The organism is [Erwinia] mediterraneensis (assembly GCF_900604315.1).
Lineage (GTDB): Bacteria > Pseudomonadota > Gammaproteobacteria > Enterobacterales > Enterobacteriaceae > Pantoea > Pantoea mediterraneensis_A.
Genome location: NZ_LR026978.1, coordinates 1,034,679 through 1,053,210 on the forward strand (window position 1 = coordinate 1,034,679; position 18,532 = coordinate 1,053,210).

The following is an 18,532-nucleotide window of genomic DNA, read 5'->3' on the forward strand; positions in this document are numbered from 1 at the left end:
AGAGGCTGCCGCCAGGATATGATTTTTCCGATACGTATCACGTTTTCATCTGAGAAAACGTAACCCTTTTACATTATTTTGAGAGGCCAACCAGAAACAGATTCAGGAGAAAGGCATGTTTAAGCCCGGCATGATGCTACTGGCGCTCTGTATCAGCACCGCCGTGCAGGCTGCGGAGATCGATCTGCGCGTTCTTGAGACGACCGATCTGCACAGCAATATGATGGATTTTGATTATTATAAGGATACGCCCAGTGAGAAATTCGGTCTGGTACGCACTGCGTCGCTGATCCATGCCGCCCGCCAGGAAGTAAAAAACAGCGTGCTGGTGGATAACGGCGATCTTATTCAGGGCAGCCCGCTGGGCGACTATATGGCGGCAAAAGGGCTGCAGCCGGGAGATATTCATCCGGTCTACAAGGCGTTAAACAGCCTGGATTACAGCGTGGGCAGCCCGGGCAATCATGAATTTAATTATGGTCTGTCTTATCTGAAGAAAGCGCTGGCCGGTTCCCGCTTTCCTTACGTTAACGCCAATATCATTGATGAAACCACCGGCAAGCCGCTGCTGACGCCTTATCTGATTAAAGAGACGCCAGTGGTGGATCGGGACGGCAAGACGCATCAGCTGAAAATCGGTTATATCGGCTTTGTACCGCCGCAAATTATGATCTGGGATAAAGCGAACCTGCAGGGCAAGGTACGGGTAAACGATATTACCGAAACCGCACGCCACTACGTGCCGGAGATGCGCGCCAGAGGCGCAGACGTGGTGATTGCCGTCGCCCATTCCGGTCTGAGCAGCGCGCCTTATCAGGCGCTGGCGGAAAACTCCGTTTACTACCTCAGCCAGGTGCCGGGTATTGATGCCATTATGTTTGGTCATGCCCATGCGGTTTTCCCGGGCGAAGATTTTGCCGCCATTCCGGGCGCTGATATTGTGAAAGGCACGCTGAACGGCATAGCTGCCGTGATGCCCGGCATGTGGGGTGACCATCTTGGGGTGGTGGATCTGATGCTGAGCAATGCGCAGGGCAGCTGGCAGGTAGTTTCTGCGCAGGCGCAGGCGCGGCCGGTTTACGATGCGCAGGCGAAAAAAGCGCTGGCAGCGGAAGATCCGGCGCTGGTGCAACTGCTGGCGGAAGATCATCGTGCAACGCGCGCCTTTGTTGCCAAACCCATTGGCCGATCCGCTGACGTGATGTACAGCTATCTGGCGCTGATCCAGGATGATCCCACCGTGCAGATCGTCAATAACGCCCAGCGCGATTATGTTGAGCGCTTTATTCAGGGCGATCCCGATCTCGGTAAGCTGCCGGTGCTCTCCGCCGCTGCGCCCTTTAAAGTGGGCGGGCGTAAAAACGATCCCGCCAGCTATGTGGAAGTGGAGAAAGGCCCGCTCACCTTTCGCAACGCCTCGGATCTTTATCTCTACCCCAACACGCTGGTGGTGCTGAAGATCAGCGGTGCGCAGGTAAAAGAGTGGCTGGAATGCTCAGCGGCGCAGTTTAACCAGATCGATCCCCACAATCCGGCACCGCAGTCGCTGATTAACTGGGATTTTCGTACCTATAACTTTGATGTGATTGACGGGGTCAATTATCAGATCGATGTCACCCAGCCCGCCCGCTACGATGGCGAATGCCAGCGCATCAACGATAACGCCAGGCGTATTAAGGATCTGACCTGGCAGGGTAAAGCGATCGATCCGCAGGCGATGTTTCTGGTAGCAACCAATAACTATCGCGCTTACGGCGGCAAGTTTGCCGGCACCGGCGAGCGCTATGTCGCCTTCGCCTCTCCGGATGAGAACCGTTCCGTGGTGGCCGCTTACATCAGTGCGCAAACCCGGACGCAGGGGGAAGTACAGCCGCAGGCGGACAATAACTGGCGACTGGCGCCGGTGCAGAGCGATACGCCGCTGGATATCCGGTTTGAAACCGCGCCAGGGGAAAAGGCGACCCGCTTTATTCGCCAGCATGGGCAGTATCCGCTCAGCCCGCAGGGCAGTGACGCTATCGGGTTCGCGATCTGGCAGGTTAATTTACAGCAGGAGCTATAACGGCAGGAAAGCAGGGTGGCATGCACGCCACCCTGCCCGAACTTACAGGATTTCCAGCAGCTCGACTTCGAAAATCAGCGTGCTGAACGGCGGGATGGAAGCGCCGGCGCCACGCTCACCGTAAGCCAGGTGCTGCGGGATCACCAGTTCCCATTTGGAGCCCACCGGCATCAGGGTCAGCGCCTCAATCCAGCCCGGAATCACGCCGCTCACCGGGAATTCCGCCGGTTCGCCGCGAGCGACAGAGCTGTCAAACACCGTGCCGTCGATCAGCTTGCCGGTATAATGGACGCGTACGCGATCCTGACGCGCGGGAATCGGGCCGTCGCCCTGTTTAATCACGCTGAACTGCAGGCCGCTCTCGGTGCTGCTCACGCCTTCACGCTGGCTGTTCTGCTGAAGGAATTTCTCGCCTTCCGCCGCCATCGCTTTGGTGCGCTCATGACGCACGCCTTCAGCGCGCTCATGCACTTCACGCAGCGCGCGATGAACCACATCAACCGGCACTGCAGGAGAGTTCCCTTCCAGCGCGTCGCGCAGGCCCGCCAGCAGCGCTTCCGGCTGCAGCCCCTGCAGACCGGACTCCTGTAATTGCTGACCAACCTGTAAACCAATACCGTAACTTGCTTGTGCTTCGACGCTGTCAAAAGAAGGGGTCGTCATCTCAGTTCCTTTCATCTCGGATAAATTCGAACGGGCAGCATAACAGCGCCAGCCGCCGTCGTAAAATCCCGTGCATCGCGGGTGACTTTTTCCAGGGAAAGAGAAACAATAGGCAGGTCAAATTTATCAATGCCTGCAACCACTTCGCCGCTGCATTGCCATACTATGAAAGAGGGGTAACATTTGGTTACCCTGCCGCACTGAATCTGAACTGAGAGAGTAACTATGGGCCAGATTGCCCCCAGACGGCGCAGGATGCGCACATCACCTGTTTCGACATGGCTGCAACGCTGGCTGCCAGCCCGCAGGAAGCGCGACGCAACCGGCAAAGAGGAATCCCGCATGGCTTCAGGCATCACACTTCGCCTTTCTTACTGGCTGCAACAGATCTGGCATCTGCCCGATAACCTGCGCTGGATGGATCCGCTGCCGCCCTTCCACCGACGCGGCATTATTCTGGCGCTGCTGGTAATGCTGATCGGTTTTCTCTGGCCCGGCTCAACACCACAGTACCCTGTGGAGCGTCCGCAGCCCGGCACGCCCAAAGAGGTGCCGATGCAGGCGGAGATTTATGATAGCGCCCGACCACCAGCAGAGGCGCCAGCTGATGCGCAGGGCACCTGGCGCAGCTATGTCGTGGCATCTGGCCAGACGCTGGCCCAGCTGTTTCGTGATAACAATTTACCGGTCAATGATGTGTTTGCCATGGCGCGCGTCGAGGGGAACGACCAACCACTGAGTTCGCTGCAGAGCGGACAGCAGGTGCGAATTCGTCAGAATACGCAAGGAGTAGTAACGGGGTTAACAGTGGAAAGCGATAACGGGCAGGTGCTGTTTACGCGCCAGCCGGATGGCAGCTTTATTCGCGCGCAATAAACAAAAACGCCGGCACAAGGCCGGCGCTTTTGCGATCGTTGCAGAAGTGATTACTCAGCAACTACGGTCACGATCAGTTTTGCGAATACTTCGCTGTGAACCTGGAAGCTCACTTCGTGCTCACCGGTGGTGCGCAGAACGCCGTTCGGCAGACGAACTTCGCTCTTCGCCACGTCAACGCCAGCTGCAGTTACAGCGTCAGCGATGTCGCGCGTACCGATAGAACCGAACAGTTTACCTTCGTCGCCTGCTTTAGACGCGATGGTCACGCTGCCCAGCGCATTGATTTTCTCAGCGCGTGCATTGGCCGCAGCCAGAACGTCAGCCAGTTTGGCTTCCAGTTCAGCACGACGTGCTTCGAAGAACTCAACGTTTTTCCTGGTAGCAGGAACAGCTTTGCCCTGCGGAACCAGGAAGTTACGAGCGTAGCCCGCTTTAACGTTAACCTGATCACCCAGGCTGCCCAGGTTTGCTACTTTATCAAGCAGAATAACTTGCATTACCTTATCCTCTTAAAGTCGTTAATGGACAACAGCCGTTACTGATGACGATCAGTGTACGGCAGCAGAGAGAGGTAACGCGCGCGCTTGATAGCACGAGCCAGCTGACGCTGGTATTTTGCGCGAGTACCGGTGATACGGCTCGGTACGATCTTACCGCTTTCAGTGATGTAGTTTTTCAGCGTAGCGATATCTTTGTAGTCGATCTCTTGAACGCCTTCCGCGGTGAAACGGCAGAACTTGCGACGACGGAAATAACGTGCCATTTGGCTAGTCTCCAGAATCTATCAATTCAATCTGCTCGGCATGTAACACCATTTTGCTCTGGCCATTGCGCGCCTGATGGCAGCTAATGAAACCTTCGAGTGTGAGTTGCGTGCCGACCGTTATATGTTGAGTAATCACCTGATGGATAGTGCCGCTGATAATCACCGGCATGCGACACCAGGCTTGCCGGTTAAATCCGGCTTCCTCCTGCACAGAGCGGTGCTCAAGCACAAACTGGCAGTGTGGAATTCCTGACGGGCTGATTTTTCGAACTGGTGTCTTACACACAGTGCCAGACAGACGCAGACGATTTGCCGTCACGATTGATTACTCTTCAGAATCCCCAGCATCTGAGTCATCAGAGGTTTCATTAGCGAAGTCTTCGCGGCGCTCACGACGCTCGTCTTTCGCTTTAACCATCGGAGATGCTTCGGTTACCGCGTGCTTAACGCGCATAACCATGCTACGGATAACGGCGTCGTTGAAGCGGAAGTTCGTTTCCAGCTCATCGATAACTTCCTGCGGCGCTTCAACGTTCATCAGAACGTAGTGTGCTTTGTGCAGTTTGTTGATCGGGTAAGCCAGCTGACGGCGGCCCCAGTCTTCCAGACGATGGATCGTGCCCTGTGCACCGGTGATAGCACCCGTGTAACGCTCGATCATGCCCGGAACCTGTTCGCTCTGGTCAGGATGGACCATAAATACGATTTCGTAATGACGCATCGATTGCTCCTTACGGATTATTCAGCCTCCTGTCAGGGTCAACCGCGGCCCATGGAAGCAAGGAACGTTTTAGTGTGCGGCTGAAAAATTGACGCGTAATCATACTGGCGTGACGGGAGAAACTCAAGCGCACATTTCATCAAATTGCCCGTACCGTGCCAGCTGAGGTGGCCTTTTGTGCTAAAGAGGTGAATTCAGCAGGTTACGTGCAAAGGCGTAAACAGGTTGCCCGTCAGGGCCAGCTGTTGACCTGGCAGGGCACGCTTTACGCACTACACTTTGTTACAGGGGTGATGGTTTTTTAACCACCCCCTGAGGGTGAATTGCCGTAGTGGGGAGTCGATAATGAAAACGTTCATCATCGCCACTTTACTGGGTCTCTTCCTGTCTCCACCCGCTCTTGCCAGCCTCGCTGACTGTGCGCAGCAGATGAGAAGTAACAGCAGCAATGCGGCGTCAGGCTATGTATATGTCAATCGCCTGGATGCGCCCGGCGAAAACCATTCTGGTCCCAACACCAGCGCTGCAGCACGCTTGTCGCAAAATCTGTAAGGCGCTGTGATCGGTCGGGCTGGCCTGCCAGTCAGCCCGCTTTCATGTCAGAGCTGCTGCTGAAAAAATTCGATCAGCGCGTTCAGCGCCAGCGGCGTGATTTTGTGGCCGATCTGTTTTTCTGACAGAAAGCGCACATGACTATCCAGTCCCTGCTCCTGCAACGCTGTTACCAGCCGCCGGGTCTCCGCAAAAGGCACCACCTCATCTGCCTCGCCATGCCAGAGCAGCAACGGCCGGTTAGCCAGCGCGGCGAGGTGTTCGCAAGGATCATAGCTCGCCAGCGGCGCCATACGTTGTGCAAATATCTGCTGCTCCTCCGGCGTCTGCGCCACCAGCGGCGGAAACAGCTGATGGCTGAGCTGCATAAAATAGGCGGATCCCATCAGGCAGGCGACGCTCCTGATATGCGGATAGCGTGCCATGGCGCCCAGCACGGTCATCCCGCCCATGGATGCCCCCGCCAGCGCCAGACGATCACCGTCGATCAGATCCTTTTCACGCAGCGCCGCTTCAAGCGCCGGCATTTCATCGATATTGCTTTTGAGGATCTGCCAGAAATGGCTCAGGCGTCCGGCCGCATCGCCATTGTCGCGTGCGCCGTGCATATCCGCGTCGGGCAGCAGCGCGCGAAACCCCGCCTGCGCCAGCGCTACGGCAAAATAGGCATATACCTCTTTCGAAGAGAGAAAGCCGTGATAAAAGATCACGGTGGGCAAGCGGGTATGGCGCAGCCCTGCCGGTGCGGCGTGAATACATTCGATTCCCGCCAGCGATTCCGTGGTGAGTTCAATCATGCTGTCTCCTGAATTATCTCAAACGTTTACTGTCGAATTTCCGCTTGCCTCGGCAAGATTATGTTACGAAGTACCGGGTGTTCCCTTCTATTTCTCTGCTAAATCTTTCCCGTGCCATGCCGTTAACCATCTACTCTGTCTGTTATTCTGAAGGTTAAGCATGAAGCGTCTCTCTCTCAGCGCAATGAGTCTTGGTATTAAGCTGTCTGTAATGACGTCATTCAGCGTAGCGATTCTCCTGTTAATTTTAACTCTGACGTTAAGCCATAACGCCGCTCGCCAGCTGGAGCAGCTGGCTGTCAACGATATAGAGAATCAGGTCGAGGGCATCGGCGAAATCGCCACGGTATTTAACGCAACCCTCTCAGAAGAAGTGTCAAACTACACATCACTTTTTCAAAATTTTTTGCCGCAGCATTTTAGTCGCGACGAACAGTCACGTGTGCAGGTCGGCGAGATTTCCACGCCCACGCTGCGCGCCGATCAGCAAGTGCTCAATCTTGATCAGCAGATCGTAGACGATTTCCTGCAACGCACCGGGGCTGTCGCCACTATTTTTGTGCGCGACGGTGATGATTATATCCGTATCTCAACGTCGCTGAAAAAACAGGATGGCAGCCGCGCGCTGGGCACCCGGCTGGATCAGCGCAGCCTCGCCTGGCAGCAGGTAAGCCAGGGCGAGATTTATCGCGGGCTGGCGACGCTGTTCGGCCATCGCTATATCACGCAATATCAGCCGGTGAAAGATGAGCATGGCACAGTGATTGCCGTGCTGTTTATTGGGGTAGAGATCGATAAACAATACGCGCTGATGCGTGACAAAGTGCTGGCGCGTCATCTTGGCGACAGCGGCTATTTCTATGTGCTTGATGGCGCTGCCGGTGAAAATCAGGGTCAGTATCTGTTTCACACCGATCGTGAAGGCCAGCTGCCACGCTGGGACGCCGCGCTACAACAACAGTTACTGAGTGAGCCCCAGGGAATCAGGGAAGTGCAGCTGGAAGGCAAAAGCACCCTGCTTGCCTGGCGGCAGTTGCCGGGATGGGACTGGGTAATTATCGGCGAGATGAGCCGCGCCAGCCTGCTGGCAACCATCCATCACAGCCGTAACCTGTTTATGCTGATTGGCCTGCTGCTGGTGGTGGTGTTTGCGGTTGGCTTTGTCTGGTACAGCCGTCGCGCCATCAGCAAGCCGCTGCAGCAGGTGATCTACCTGGCCGAGCAGTATGCCGCGGGCAATCTGCAGGCGCAGCTGAATACCCGACGTCAGGATGAAATTGGTCAGCTGATCAGCGCCATTAACGGCATCGGCAACGGGCTGGAGGACGTTGTCGCCCAGGTACGTGGCGCCGCGCAGGAGATCAGTGACGGTACGGATGCAATCGCTGCCGGCAGTCTTGATATCAGCGAGCAGATCGGCCGCCAGGCGAGCAGCATCGAAGAGACCTCGGCCAGCATGGAGCAGTTTGGCGCAACGGTCGAGCAGAATGCCGATAACGTTCGTCAGGCGCTGGTGCTGGTAGCCGAAGCGGCCTCGACGGTTAATCAGGGCGAAGAGACGGTAACGCGCTCGGCGAACACCATGTCTGCCATTCAGGAAGCATCACGCAGCATTGCCGATATTACCCATGTTATCGAGTCGATCGCTTTCCAGACCAATATTCTGGCGCTTAACGCGGCGGTCGAAGCGGCGCGTGCCGGTGAGCATGGCAAAGGCTTTGCGGTCGTTGCCGCCGAGGTTCGTGCTCTTGCCCAGCGCAGCGCGCAGGCGGCGAAGGAGATCGATACCCTGATTGACAACACCATCAGCAAGGTGACGGAGGGGCATCAGCTTTCCGGCCAGACGCGCGATGCCATGGAAAATATCGTACAGCGCATCGAGCAGGTGAAAGATTTAATGGGCGAGATTAACGTGGCCTCGCAGGAACAGGCCGCCGGTATCGGACAGGTCAATATCGCCATGAACCAGATCAGCCAGGCGACACACCATAACAGCAGTCTGGTCACCCAGGCGGAGACCACGGCGCAGGCGCTCAGCCAGAAAGGCCATCATCTCACCGACCTGGTGAGTATTTTCCGGCTGAAAAACTAACGCCAGAGCGGGGATAGGTTAAACTTTAAGCTTATTTATCCCCGCAAAGGAAAGATGATGCGTTATCTGATGATTGCATGTTTACTCTTGCTGAGCGGCTGTTCAGCCCTGAAAACCACGCCGGAAGCGCCACCACCCCCGACATCACAGGCGCAGGAGATCAGCCGGGCACAGAGCGCAAATCTGCCGAAACTGGGCAATATCAGCGTGAGTGTGCGCGGTTCGCCGGATGATGCGGAGCGCGAACTGGCGGCAAAAGCCAATCAGGCGGGTGCCATTTATTACCAGATCGTAATGGTTGATGAAACCGTGATGCCGGGTATCTGGTATGCCACCGCGATCCTGTATGGCGCTTCAACGACCACAGGCGCGCAGCAGTAAACGCTCCACCACCGGCTCCAGCGTTTCGCTGCCAGTGTGACTCAGCCACTGCCGACACCAGGCGTCGGCCAGTGGCGGCTCCGCATATTTCAGCAGCTGCGCGGCAGTGGCCAGCAGCAGCAGGCTGTGGGTCAGATGCCGCGCCTGCGCCTCTTCAGGGCTCCGCAGTCCTATGCGCAGCGCGTGCCAGCAGGCATCAAAGTCACGGTTACAGCCGCGTACCGCCTCAAACTCATGGTTCAGCATCTCCAGCACGCCAGGCTGTTTGTTCAGCACTCGCAACACATCCAGGCACATCACATTGCCCGACCCCTCCCAGATACTGTTAACCGGCATTTCACGATAGAGTCGCGGCAGTTCGCTCTCTTCGCAATAGCCGGTTCCTCCCAGCACCTCCATCGCCTCGGCAACAAAAGGCATTCCCGCTTTGCAGATGACATATTTCGCGGCCGGGGTGAAAAGCCGGGCGAAGGCCTGCTCCGCCTCCCGCTGCGGCGTGGACCAGGCGCGCGCCAGACGCAGCAGCAGCGCCGTCTGCCCCTCCAACTGTAGCGCCTGGCTACCCAATACCTGACGCATCAGCGACTGCTCAATCAAATTTTTCCCCAGCACCTGACGATGATGGGCATGCCAGAGCGCAAGGGAGAACGCGCGTCGCATCTGACCATGACTGCCCAGCGCGCAGTCGAAGCGCGTCATACTGCCCATCTTCAGGATCAGCCGTATGCCCTCGCCCTCTTCGCCCAGCAACCAGCCGGTGGCATCGGTAAATTCGGCTTCGCTGCTGGCATTGGAGCGGTTGCCCAGTTTCTCTTTCAGTCTCTCAAGCCGAATGGCGTTGCGGCTACCGTCAGGCAACAGGCGCGGTAAAAAGAAGCAGCTCAGCCCCCCTTTCGCCTGCGCAAGAATCAGGTGCGCATCGCTTTGCGGCACGGAGAAGAACCATTTATGACCAGTGATACGATAAGCTTCGCCGGGACCTGAGCGGCCGAGAGGTTCGGCACGGGTAGTATTACTGAGAAGATCGGTGCCGCCCTGCTTTTCTGTCATCCCCATGCCAATCAGCAATCCCCGTTTCTGGTCGCCAGGCTGAAGATGAGGATCATAACGGTCGGACAGCAGAGGCTCGCGCCACGCTTTAAAGCTGGCAGGCAGCAACGTCTGCAACAGCGGAATCGCACCATGGGTCATGGTGACCGGACAAAGGGTGCCCGCTTCCACCTGCGCATGCAGGATAAAGCGCGCCGCACGCGCCACCATAGCATTTTCGCGCACGTCGGGTTGCCAGCTGAGATTATGGAGGCGGTTAGCGCAGACGCCCTGCATCAGCAGATGCCAGGCCGGATGGAAGCGCACCTCATCAAGCCGTTCGCCCCGGCTGTCGTAACGCAGCAGTTCAGGCGGCGCGGCATTGGCCAGACGGCCCAGCTCCAGGGATTCGGCGCTGCCGAGCTGTAACCCTACAGAGGCGAGCAGCTCGCGATCCCACCCGGCCCCTTCACGCGCCACGGCTTCACACAGCGGCGTATCAGACAGGAACAGGTTGCTGTTGCTGAGCGGATAAGGTTGATTAAAAACGGTGTGGGTTGTCCAGGTCATATCCACTCCTCGGTTTGCTCACTTAATTATGTGAGCGACGAGCAGATATGCCTGGCACAGCGGCAGTTTTGTGCTGACGATCACGTCAGCCCGCGCGTCAGGCGTTGCGCTGACGTACCGCTTCAAACAGACAGATGCCGGTTGCCACCGACACGTTGAGCGAGGAGACGCTGCCCGCCATGGGGATGCTGATTAACTCATCGCAATGTTCGCGCGTCAGACGGCGCATACCTTCTCCTTCAGCGCCCATCACCAGCGCCATGGCGCCGCGCATCTGGCTCTGATAGAGCGTATGGTCCGCTTCGCCTGCAGTACCTACGATCCAGATATTATATTCCTGCAGCAGACGCATGGTACGCGCCAGATTGGTCACGCGAATCAGCGGCACGTTTTCCGCTGCGCCGCTGGCCACTTTTTTGGCCGTGGCGTTGAGCGCAGCCGAGCGATCTTTCGGTACAATTACCGCATGCACGCCAGCGGCGTCGGCGCTACGCAGGCAGGCGCCCAGGTTATGCGGGTCAGTGACGCCATCGAGGATCAGCAGGAAAGGTTGTTCCAGCGCCGCGAGCAGATCCGGCAGATCGCCTTCCTGATATTGCCGTCCCGGCTTCACGCGCGCCACAATGCCCTGATGTACCGCGCCTTCTGAGGTGCTATCCAGCCACTGACGGGTAGCCAGCTGAATGACAATGCCCTGCGCTTCCAGTGCGGCAACCAGCGGTTGCAGACGACGGTCGTCACGTCCTTTTAAAATAAAGACTTCCTGAAAACGTTGGGGATCGCGTTCCAGCAGCGCCTGCACGGCGTGGATACCAAAAATTATTTCACTCATCGATCTGCTCAGTGTTTGGGAATGTAAAAAGTTCGGCTTGCTCCCCCGCTCACGCGGAGCGAGGGAGCATGCGGCACGTCAGAGATCAGGCCGTGCCGCTTTTCTTCGCGGCGCGTTTCGCTCTGGTGGCGGCGGCGATTTTACGGGTTTTTTCCGATGGGGTTTTACTTTTTTTCTTGCTCTGCGCATTGTCGGCGCTTTTCTTGCCGCCGCGGAAGGCAGCGTCTGGCTCAAAGTTAACGCTTTTCCCCATTTCACGCCGACGTTTAGGCGGCGCTTTTTTGCCATCACCACGCTTCGCTTTGTCGCGCGCGGTTTTCCCCTCGCCACGCGGTTTGCGCTGGCTGGAGATCAGGGCAAAGTCGATTTTGCGCTCGTCCATATGCACTGCTTCAACCCGCACCTCTACCGCATCGCCCAGACGATAGGTACGTCCGCCCGATTCGCCAATCAGACGTTGCCCTACCGCATCAAAGCGATAGTAGTCGTTATCCAGGGTCGCCACATGCACCAGACCATCAATAAACAGGTCGTTGAGGCGCACAAAGAAACCGAAGCCGGTGACGCTGGAGATCACGCCGTTAAAGACGTTACCCACCTGATCCTGCATAAAGTCACACTTCAGCCAGTCCGCCACATCACGCGTCGCCTCATCAGCGCGGCGCTCGGTCATGGAGCAGTGCTGACCCAGCTGCAGCATTTGCGGCATCTCGTAGTGATAGCCGCCGGTCGGCGTGGTATTGCCTTTTACCTCGCCCTGCTCTTTCGCCAGCAGATATTTGATGGCGCGATGCAGCAGCAAATCGGGATAACGACGAATCGGCGAGGTAAAGTGCGCATAGGAGGCGAGCGCCAGGCCAAAGTGCCCGCGGTTCTCCGGATCATAGACAGCCTGCTTCATTGAGCGCAGCAGCATAGTTTGCAGCATCTCTGCATCGGGACGATCGGCAATCTGCGTCAACAGCTCAGCGTAATCCACCGGCTGCGGCTTAACGCCGCCGGAGAGGCTCAGCCCCAGCTCATTCAGCACGGTGCGGAAGCTGGTAATGCTGTCATCCCCGGGACGATCGTGATCGCGGAACAATGCCGGCTCCTCATTCTTCTCGACAAAGCGGGCTGAGGCGATATTCGCCAGGATCATGCACTCTTCAATCAGCTTGTGCGCATCATTACGTACCGTACGCTCCACGCGCTCAATACGACGTTCCGCGTTAAAAATAAATTTCGCTTCTTCCGTTTCAAAAGAGATGCCGCCGCGCTGTTCACGCGCCTCTTCCAGCGCTTTGTACATACGATGCAGCTCTTCGAGCGGCTTTACCAGCGGCGCATACTGCTCACGCAGCTCGGCGTTGCCCTGCAGAATGTTCCACACTTTGGTGTAGGTCAGACGCGCATGGGAGTTCATCACCGCTTCGTAATGTTTAAAGCCAGTCAGCTTGCCTTTGGACGACACCGTCATTTCGCACACCATACAGAGGCGGTCCACCTGCGGATTCAGTGAACAGAGACCATTGGAGAGCACTTCCGGCAGCATCGGCACCACCTGCGACGGGAAATAGACCGAGGTGCCACGCTGATGCGCTTCATTATCCAGCGGCGTGCCGGGACGCACATAGTAGCTGACATCCGCGATGGCTACCCATAAACGCCAGCCGCCGCCCCGTTTTTTCTCGCAGTACACCGCATCATCAAAGTCACGTGCATCTTCGCCATCGATGGTGACCAGCGGCAGCTCGCGCAGATCGATGCGCCCCTGTTTCGCCTCCTCTGGCACCTCTTCGCTCAGCGAAGCGACCTGTTGCTCCACTTCCGGCGGCCAGCTATGTGGGATTTCATGCGTGCGCAGCGCCATATCCACCGCCATGCTGGTGCCCATGTTGTCACCCAGCACTTCCGTTACCTTACCGATCGCTTTGGTACGACGCGTGGGCCGCTGCGTCAGCTCCACCACCACGACAAAGCCCATGCGTGCATTCATCGTCTCTTCGGGGGGGATAAGAATATCGAAGCTTAAGCGGCTGTCGTCCGGGACGACAAAACCGACGCCCGCATCGGTAAAGTAACGGCCTACGATCTGGCTGTTACGCGGCTCCAGCACGCGCACCACGCGCGCTTCGCGGCGGCCTTTGCGATCCGCGCCCAATGGTTGCGCCAGAATTACATCGCCGTGCATGCACATTTTCATCTGCTCAGCAGAGAGGTAGAGGTCATCTTTCTGACCTTCCACGCGCAGGAAGCCGTAACCGTCACGGTGGCCAATCACCCGGCCACGCAGCAGATCCAGTCGCTCCGGCAGCGCGTAGCACTGACGACGGGTGAAGACCAGCTGTCCGTCGCGCTCCATCGCGCGCAGACGACGACGCAGCGCTTCCAGCTGCTCTTCATCGCTGAGATTCATCTCCTGCGCCAGATCTTCCCGGCTGGCGGGCTTTTCGCGTTTTTCTAAGTGAGCAAGGATAAACTCACGGCTCGGAATGGGATTTTCGTATTTTTCAGCTTCTCGTTCCTGAAAAGGATCATTTGACATAGCGGTTCCTCCGATGTCATTCATGTGTCATTGTCACCGGCGGTTCAGACAATAAAAGGTGATACAAAGGCTCGTTGCCTTTCACTAAGTCTGCCAGCGTGTATTTGTCCAGCTCCTGCAAGAAAAGCTGCACAGCATCATTCAATACTTTTCGTAAGCGACAGGCTGGCGTGATATGGCAACCTGCGCAATCAACTAATTGTAGCGGCTCCATTTTACGTACGACGTCGCCGATGACGATTTTGTCTGCATCCATCCCTAAACGGATGCCGCCGTTTTTGCCGCGCGTTGCCGCTACAAAGCCCGCCCGGCTCAGTTGGTTAATGATTTTCACCATATGGTTACGCGAAATGCCGTACTTTGCGCTTACTTCAGTAATATTGGTCTGGCGCCCCGGTGGCAGGGTCGCCATAAAAATCAACGCGCGTAAGCCGTAATCGGTAAAACTTGTCAGCTGCACACATACCTCAGTGAATCAGTAAAAAGGATTTTCAACGGATCCTTCGCGTTGCGTTAACAGATGATAAACCAGTGCATTGCTGCGGGTCTGTTTTTTTCAGGTAAGTCGTGAAGTTGAAACAGAAAGGCGGGATAAATGAAGCCAGCGGGCAAAAAAACAGAGGCCGGACAGTGTCCGGCCTGGGTCGATTACGCGTCGAACGGATCGCGCAGAATCATAGTCTCGCTACGGTCCGGACCGGTAGAGATGATATCAATCGGTACACCGGTTACTTCTTCTACACGTTTAATATAATCACGTGCCGCCTGCGGCAGACCTTCCAGCGTTTTCACGCCAAAAGTCGACTCGCTCCAGCCCGGCATGGTTTCATAAATCGGCTCAATGCCTTCCCAGCCTTCCGCCGCCAGCGGGGTGGTGGTCACTTCAGTGCCATCCGGCATACGGTAAGCCACACAGATTTTGACCTCTTCCAGGCCATCCAGCACGTCCAGTTTGGTCATGCAGAAGCCAGAAAGGGAGTTGATCTGCACGGCACGTCGTACGGCAACCGCATCCAGCCAGCCGGTACGACGACGACGACCGGTGGTAGCACCGAACTCGTTGCCTTTCTTACACAGATACTCGCCGATGTCATCGAACAGCTCGGTCGGGAACGGACCTGCACCCACGCGGGTGGAGTAGGCTTTCACGATGCCCAGCACATAGTCCACATAACGCGGACCCAGGCCGGAACCCGTAGCCACGCCACCGGCGGTGGTGTTGGAAGAGGTGACGTAAGGATAGGTACCGTGGTCGATATCCAGCAGCGTGCCCTGCGCGCCTTCGAACATGATCAGATCGCCACGCTTGCGCGCGTTGTCCAGCAGCTCAGAGACATCAACGACCATGCCGGTGAGCACATCGGCGATCGCCAGCACATCCTGCAGGACTTTGTCGTAATCCACCGCATCGGTTTTGTAGTAGTGCACCAGCTGGAAGTTGTAATACTCCACCACTTCTTTCAGCTTGGCGGCAAAGGACTCTTTGTTAAAGAGATCGCCGACGCGCAGACCGCGACGTGCCACTTTGTCTTCATAGGCGGGACCGATGCCGCGACCGGTAGTACCGATCGCTTTCGCGCCGCGCGCTTTTTCACGCGCCAGGTCCATCGCCACATGGTATTGCAGAATCAACGGGCAGGCTTCAGACAACAGCAGACGTTCACGTACCGGCACACCGCGTTCTTCCAGTCCCTTCATCTCTTTCATCAGCGCTTCTGGCGACAGCACCACACCGTTACCGATAATGCTGGTCACGTTTTCACGCAAAATGCCTGATGGGATCAAGTGGAGAACGGTTTTTTCACCGTTGATGACAAGCGTATGGCCCGCGTTGTGGCCGCCTTGATAGCGTACAACATAGTTTGCACGCTCAGTCAGAAGGTCTACGATCTTTCCTTTACCTTCGTCACCCCATTGGGTGCCCAGTACGACGACGTTCTTACCCATTTTTTCAAAATCACCGATTGCTTAAAAATGGATTCTACCATCTGACTTTTACACTTTCAGCACTTTTAGCATACGATTGCGCGCTTTTTTGCCTGGGTTTTGATCAATACAACATATGGGGGAAAGCGCACTGCCCAGACACAATTTGTTACGTCAGCCCTGACGTCGTTTACTGCCCGTGTACGCTCAGCATGTAATAGATCACGACTCCGGCAACGACCAGGCCGCCGCCAAAGCGATGCAACAGGCGATCGGGGAGTTGCGCCATCGACAGGATCATGCGCCGCCAGAGACGGGGTAAAAACATCGGTCCAAGCCCTTCCAGCACCAGTACCAACGCCAGTGCCATCCAGATGGTGTTATTCATTCTGTTATTCCAAAAAAAACGGGCCAACATCATTGTCGGCCCGTAGTTTATAGCACTTTCTTAGCGTGTTGCGTTAGAAGGCGTCTTCATGTAACGGAAGAAATCGCTGTCCGGGCTCAATACCATCACATCCTGGTTGTTATTGAAGCTAGTTTCATAAGCACGCAGGCTACGGATAAAGGCGTAGAAGTCAGGATCCTGGCTGAATGCATCGGCAAACAGTTTCGCCGCGCCTGCATCACCGTCACCACGCGTAATCAGTGCCTGACGCTGAGCTTCAGCCAGCGTGCGGGTGACCTGATAATCCGCCTGCGCACGCAGTTTTTCCGCCTCTTCCTGACCCTGTGAACGCTGGCTACGCGCAACCGCTTCACGCTCAGCGCGCATACGGTTGTAGATAGCATCGGAGACTTCCGCTGGCAGGTTGATCTGCTTGATACGCACATCCACCACCTGAATGCCTAACGCCGCCATACTGTTCGGATTGATAGCCGGCTCGTTGCTGTTGGTCTCACGCTCAACACGTGCGGCCGCACTGGCAATGGCATCATCTGCAGCAGGCGTCTGCACTTCATCGTCGCTGCCTGCGCTACCAGTATTCAGCGCATCGCGCACATCGGTAGTCAGACGGCCGCGGGAATCGGTAACAATATCCTTCACGTCAAGACGCCCCATCTCAGAACGCAGACGGTCGCTGAACTTACGTTTCAGCAGCACTTCTGCCTGCGAGATATCACCGCCGCCGGTTGCCAGGTAGTAACGGCTGAAATCGCTGATACGCCACTTGATATACGAGTCGACAATCAGGTCTTTCTTCTCTTTGGTTACAAAGCGATCCGCCTGGTTATCCATAGTCTGGATACGCGCATCAAGGCTTTTCACTGTTTCAATAAAGGGCACCTTAAAATGCAGGCCCGGCGCATAAATCTGCGGCTTGTTGTCGTTATCACGCAGTACTTTGCCAAAGCGCAGCACAATGCCGCGTTGACCTTCCTGTACCACAAACAGTGATGCATACAGTGCTACCAGCACGAACACGCCTGATACTATGATTGACTTACGCATCGATTACTCTCTCCCTTCGCGCTGGGTATCGTTGCGTAGCGCATTCGCACGACGCTGATCCATGATGCTGGCTGGATTGTATGATGAGCTGCTGTTACGGCTGGCGCTGTTACCGCTCTCCGTCGGCAGCTTCAGCAGACCAGCGCCCTGCTGATCGTTGCTGCTGCCCGTTGACTGCGCGCTACGCATCAGTTGATCCAACGGCAGCACCATCAGGTTATTGCCACGATCGTTGACCAGCACTTTACGGGTATTACTGAGCACACGCTCCATGGTTTCGATATAGAGACGCTCTTTGGTGATTTCCGGTGCGGCTTTATATTCCGGCAGAAGTTTGGCAAAACGCGCCACTTCACCCTGCGCTTCCAGTACGGTGCGCTCTTTATAAGCACGCGCCTCTTCCAGAATACGCTGCGCCTGACCATTCGCGCGCGGCTGCACTTCGTTCGCATAGGCTTCCGCCTCACGCACATACTGCTCACGGTTTTCCCGTGCGGCAATCGCATCGTCAAACGCCGCTTTTACCTCTTCCGGAGGCCGCGCCGCCTGGAAGTTGACGTCCAGTACGGTAATCCCCATGTTGTAAGGACGAATGGTCTCTTCGATCTCACGCTGGGTTTCACTACGTACCACAGTACGCCCTTCGGTCAGGATACGATCCATAGTGGAACGCCCGATAACACCACGCAGGGCGCTGTCAGTGGCCTGACGCAGGCTATCGTCCGCGCTGGTAACCGCATAGAGATAATGTTCAGGATCAGTCACGCGATACTGCACGTTCATTTCAACGCGCACGACGTTTTCGTCAGAAGTGAGCATGACGCCGGACGCAGCAAGCTCGCGCACCGCTTCCACGTTCACCGCTCGCACCTGATCAATAAAGGTGGGTTTCCAGTTCAGACCGGGTTCAACCAGATGGCTGAACTTGCCGAAACGGGTAACTACGCCGCGCTCAGCTTCCTTAATGGTGTAGAAACCGCTGGCAGCCCAGATCACCACAGCAGCGACCGCCACGATGCCAATCAGTTTGCCACCGTTACCAGGTCCGCGCGGGTTATTATTATCGCTCTGTTTGCCACCGCCCAGTCCACCAAGCTTTTTGCTCAGCTTACGGAAGATATCATCCAGATCAGGAGGTCCCTGGTCACGCCCCCCTTTATTTCCCCCAGAGTTGCTGCCTTGATTATTGCTGCTTCCCCACGGGTCGCGGTCCTGTCCGTTATTACCGGGCTGATTCCACGCCATGTTTATACTCCATTTATTGTATGTGCGGTGATACCCT

Annotated in this window: 20 protein-coding genes; 5 read left to right on the forward strand and 15 right to left on the reverse strand. The window is 56.4% G+C overall.

From position 1 onward, the window contains the following. The first annotated feature begins 115 nt into the window (after positions 1 to 115). Positions 116 to 2,062, forward strand: coding sequence for a bifunctional 2',3'-cyclic-nucleotide 2'-phosphodiesterase/3'-nucleotidase (locus E0E17_RS04840; protein ID WP_130832040.1), 1,947 nt, complete (start codon positions 116 to 118; stop codon positions 2,060 to 2,062). Between the two features lie 42 nt (positions 2,063 to 2,104). Here E0E17_RS04840 and bamJ read toward each other — a convergent pair whose 3' ends face one another. Both bamJ and E0E17_RS20410 read right to left on the reverse strand, forming a co-directional pair. After that, positions 2,105 to 2,725, reverse strand: a complete 621-nt coding sequence (gene bamJ / locus E0E17_RS04845) for a BamJ family beta-barrel-assembly machinery protein (protein WP_130832042.1) — start codon at positions 2,723 to 2,725, stop codon at positions 2,105 to 2,107. 11 nt (positions 2,726 to 2,736) lie between these two features. After that, positions 2,737 to 3,081 carry a hypothetical protein gene (locus tag E0E17_RS20410; RefSeq protein ID WP_130832045.1) on the reverse strand — a complete coding sequence of 115 codons (345 nt, stop codon included), beginning with the start codon at positions 3,079 to 3,081 and terminating at the stop codon, positions 2,737 to 2,739. Here E0E17_RS20410 and E0E17_RS04855 point away from each other — a divergent pair. After that, positions 3,068 to 3,601, forward strand: coding sequence for an OapA family protein (locus E0E17_RS04855; RefSeq protein ID WP_130832047.1), 534 nt, complete (start codon positions 3,068 to 3,070; stop codon positions 3,599 to 3,601). The two genes, E0E17_RS20410 and E0E17_RS04855, sit on opposite strands and share 14 nt — an antisense overlap. Positions 3,602 to 3,651: 50 nt before the next feature. On the opposite strand, the gene rplI is transcribed toward E0E17_RS04855, so the two are convergent. Genes rplI through rpsF form a run of 4 tightly spaced genes read right to left on the reverse strand, consistent with a single transcriptional unit; the run spans position 3,652 to position 5,091 of the window. Further along, on the reverse strand, positions 3,652 to 4,101 hold the full coding sequence (gene rplI, locus E0E17_RS04860) for a 50S ribosomal protein L9 (RefSeq protein ID WP_130832049.1): 450 nt from the start codon (positions 4,099 to 4,101) through the stop codon (positions 3,652 to 3,654). A gap of 38 nt (positions 4,102 to 4,139) precedes the next feature. Next, positions 4,140 to 4,367 carry a 30S ribosomal protein S18 gene (gene rpsR, locus E0E17_RS04865; protein WP_000135199.1) on the reverse strand — a complete coding sequence of 76 codons (228 nt, stop codon included), beginning with the start codon at positions 4,365 to 4,367 and terminating at the stop codon, positions 4,140 to 4,142. Positions 4,368 to 4,371: 4 nt separating this feature from the next. Then, a complete protein-coding gene (gene priB, locus E0E17_RS04870; RefSeq protein ID WP_165446206.1) occupies positions 4,372 to 4,689 on the reverse strand; it encodes a primosomal replication protein N in 318 nt (105 codons plus the stop codon). A 6-nt stretch (positions 4,690 to 4,695) separates the two neighbouring features. Next, positions 4,696 to 5,091, reverse strand: a complete 396-nt coding sequence (rpsF, locus tag E0E17_RS04875; protein WP_130832053.1) for a 30S ribosomal protein S6 — start codon at positions 5,089 to 5,091, stop codon at positions 4,696 to 4,698. 345 nt (positions 5,092 to 5,436) lie between these two features. Here rpsF and E0E17_RS04880 point away from each other — a divergent pair, with 345 nt between their 5' ends. Next, positions 5,437 to 5,643: a hypothetical protein gene (locus E0E17_RS04880; RefSeq protein WP_130832055.1), complete on the forward strand. Its 207-nt coding sequence runs from the start codon at positions 5,437 to 5,439 to the stop codon at positions 5,641 to 5,643. 47 nt (positions 5,644 to 5,690) lie between these two features. On the opposite strand, the gene yjfP is transcribed toward E0E17_RS04880, so the two are convergent. Next, positions 5,691 to 6,440: an esterase gene (gene yjfP / locus E0E17_RS04885; protein WP_130832057.1), complete on the reverse strand. Its 750-nt coding sequence runs from the start codon at positions 6,438 to 6,440 to the stop codon at positions 5,691 to 5,693. Between the two features lie 160 nt (positions 6,441 to 6,600). On the opposite strand from yjfP, the gene E0E17_RS04890 reads away from it, so the two are divergent. Together E0E17_RS04890 and bsmA are read left to right on the forward strand one after the other, a co-directional pair. Beyond that, positions 6,601 to 8,532: a methyl-accepting chemotaxis protein gene (locus E0E17_RS04890; protein WP_130832059.1), complete on the forward strand. Its 1,932-nt coding sequence runs from the start codon at positions 6,601 to 6,603 to the stop codon at positions 8,530 to 8,532. 57 nt (positions 8,533 to 8,589) lie between these two features. After that, the gene (bsmA, locus tag E0E17_RS04895; RefSeq protein ID WP_130835468.1) at positions 8,590 to 8,913 is read left to right on the forward strand and encodes a biofilm peroxide resistance protein BsmA; all 324 of its coding nucleotides are present in this window, start codon (positions 8,590 to 8,592) and stop codon (positions 8,911 to 8,913) included. Here bsmA and E0E17_RS04900 read toward each other — a convergent pair. The 8 genes from E0E17_RS04900 to hflK form a co-directional block, all read right to left on the reverse strand. After that, the gene (locus E0E17_RS04900) at positions 8,887 to 10,512 is read right to left on the reverse strand and encodes an isovaleryl-CoA dehydrogenase (RefSeq protein ID WP_130832061.1); all 1,626 of its coding nucleotides are present in this window, start codon (positions 10,510 to 10,512) and stop codon (positions 8,887 to 8,889) included. The genes bsmA and E0E17_RS04900 overlap by 27 nt on opposite strands. A gap of 97 nt (positions 10,513 to 10,609) precedes the next feature. Further along, positions 10,610 to 11,344 carry a 23S rRNA (guanosine(2251)-2'-O)-methyltransferase RlmB gene (gene rlmB / locus E0E17_RS04905; protein ID WP_130832063.1) on the reverse strand — a complete coding sequence of 245 codons (735 nt, stop codon included), beginning with the start codon at positions 11,342 to 11,344 and terminating at the stop codon, positions 10,610 to 10,612. Positions 11,345 to 11,429: 85 nt separating this feature from the next. Further along, positions 11,430 to 13,871, reverse strand: coding sequence for a ribonuclease R (gene rnr, locus E0E17_RS04910; RefSeq protein ID WP_130832065.1), 2,442 nt, complete (start codon positions 13,869 to 13,871; stop codon positions 11,430 to 11,432). A 16-nt stretch (positions 13,872 to 13,887) separates the two neighbouring features. Next, positions 13,888 to 14,331 (reverse strand): nitric oxide-sensing transcriptional repressor NsrR, encoded by a 444-nt coding sequence (nsrR, locus tag E0E17_RS04915; protein ID WP_130832067.1) that lies wholly within the window; start codon positions 14,329 to 14,331, stop codon positions 13,888 to 13,890. Between the two features lie 188 nt (positions 14,332 to 14,519). Next, entirely contained in the window at positions 14,520 to 15,818 is a 1,299-nt protein-coding gene (locus tag E0E17_RS04920) for an adenylosuccinate synthase (protein ID WP_130832069.1), read from the reverse strand. A 169-nt stretch (positions 15,819 to 15,987) separates the two neighbouring features. Next, the gene (locus tag E0E17_RS04925; RefSeq protein WP_130832071.1) at positions 15,988 to 16,185 is read right to left on the reverse strand and encodes a DUF2065 domain-containing protein; all 198 of its coding nucleotides are present in this window, start codon (positions 16,183 to 16,185) and stop codon (positions 15,988 to 15,990) included. 60 nt (positions 16,186 to 16,245) lie between these two features. Beyond that, entirely contained in the window at positions 16,246 to 17,250 is a 1,005-nt protein-coding gene (gene hflC / locus E0E17_RS04930; RefSeq protein WP_130832073.1) for a protease modulator HflC, read from the reverse strand. Positions 17,251 to 17,253: 3 nt separating this feature from the next. Further along, a complete protein-coding gene (gene hflK / locus E0E17_RS04935; RefSeq protein WP_130832075.1) occupies positions 17,254 to 18,495 on the reverse strand; it encodes an FtsH protease activity modulator HflK in 1,242 nt (413 codons plus the stop codon). Positions 18,496 to 18,532 lie beyond the last annotated feature (37 nt).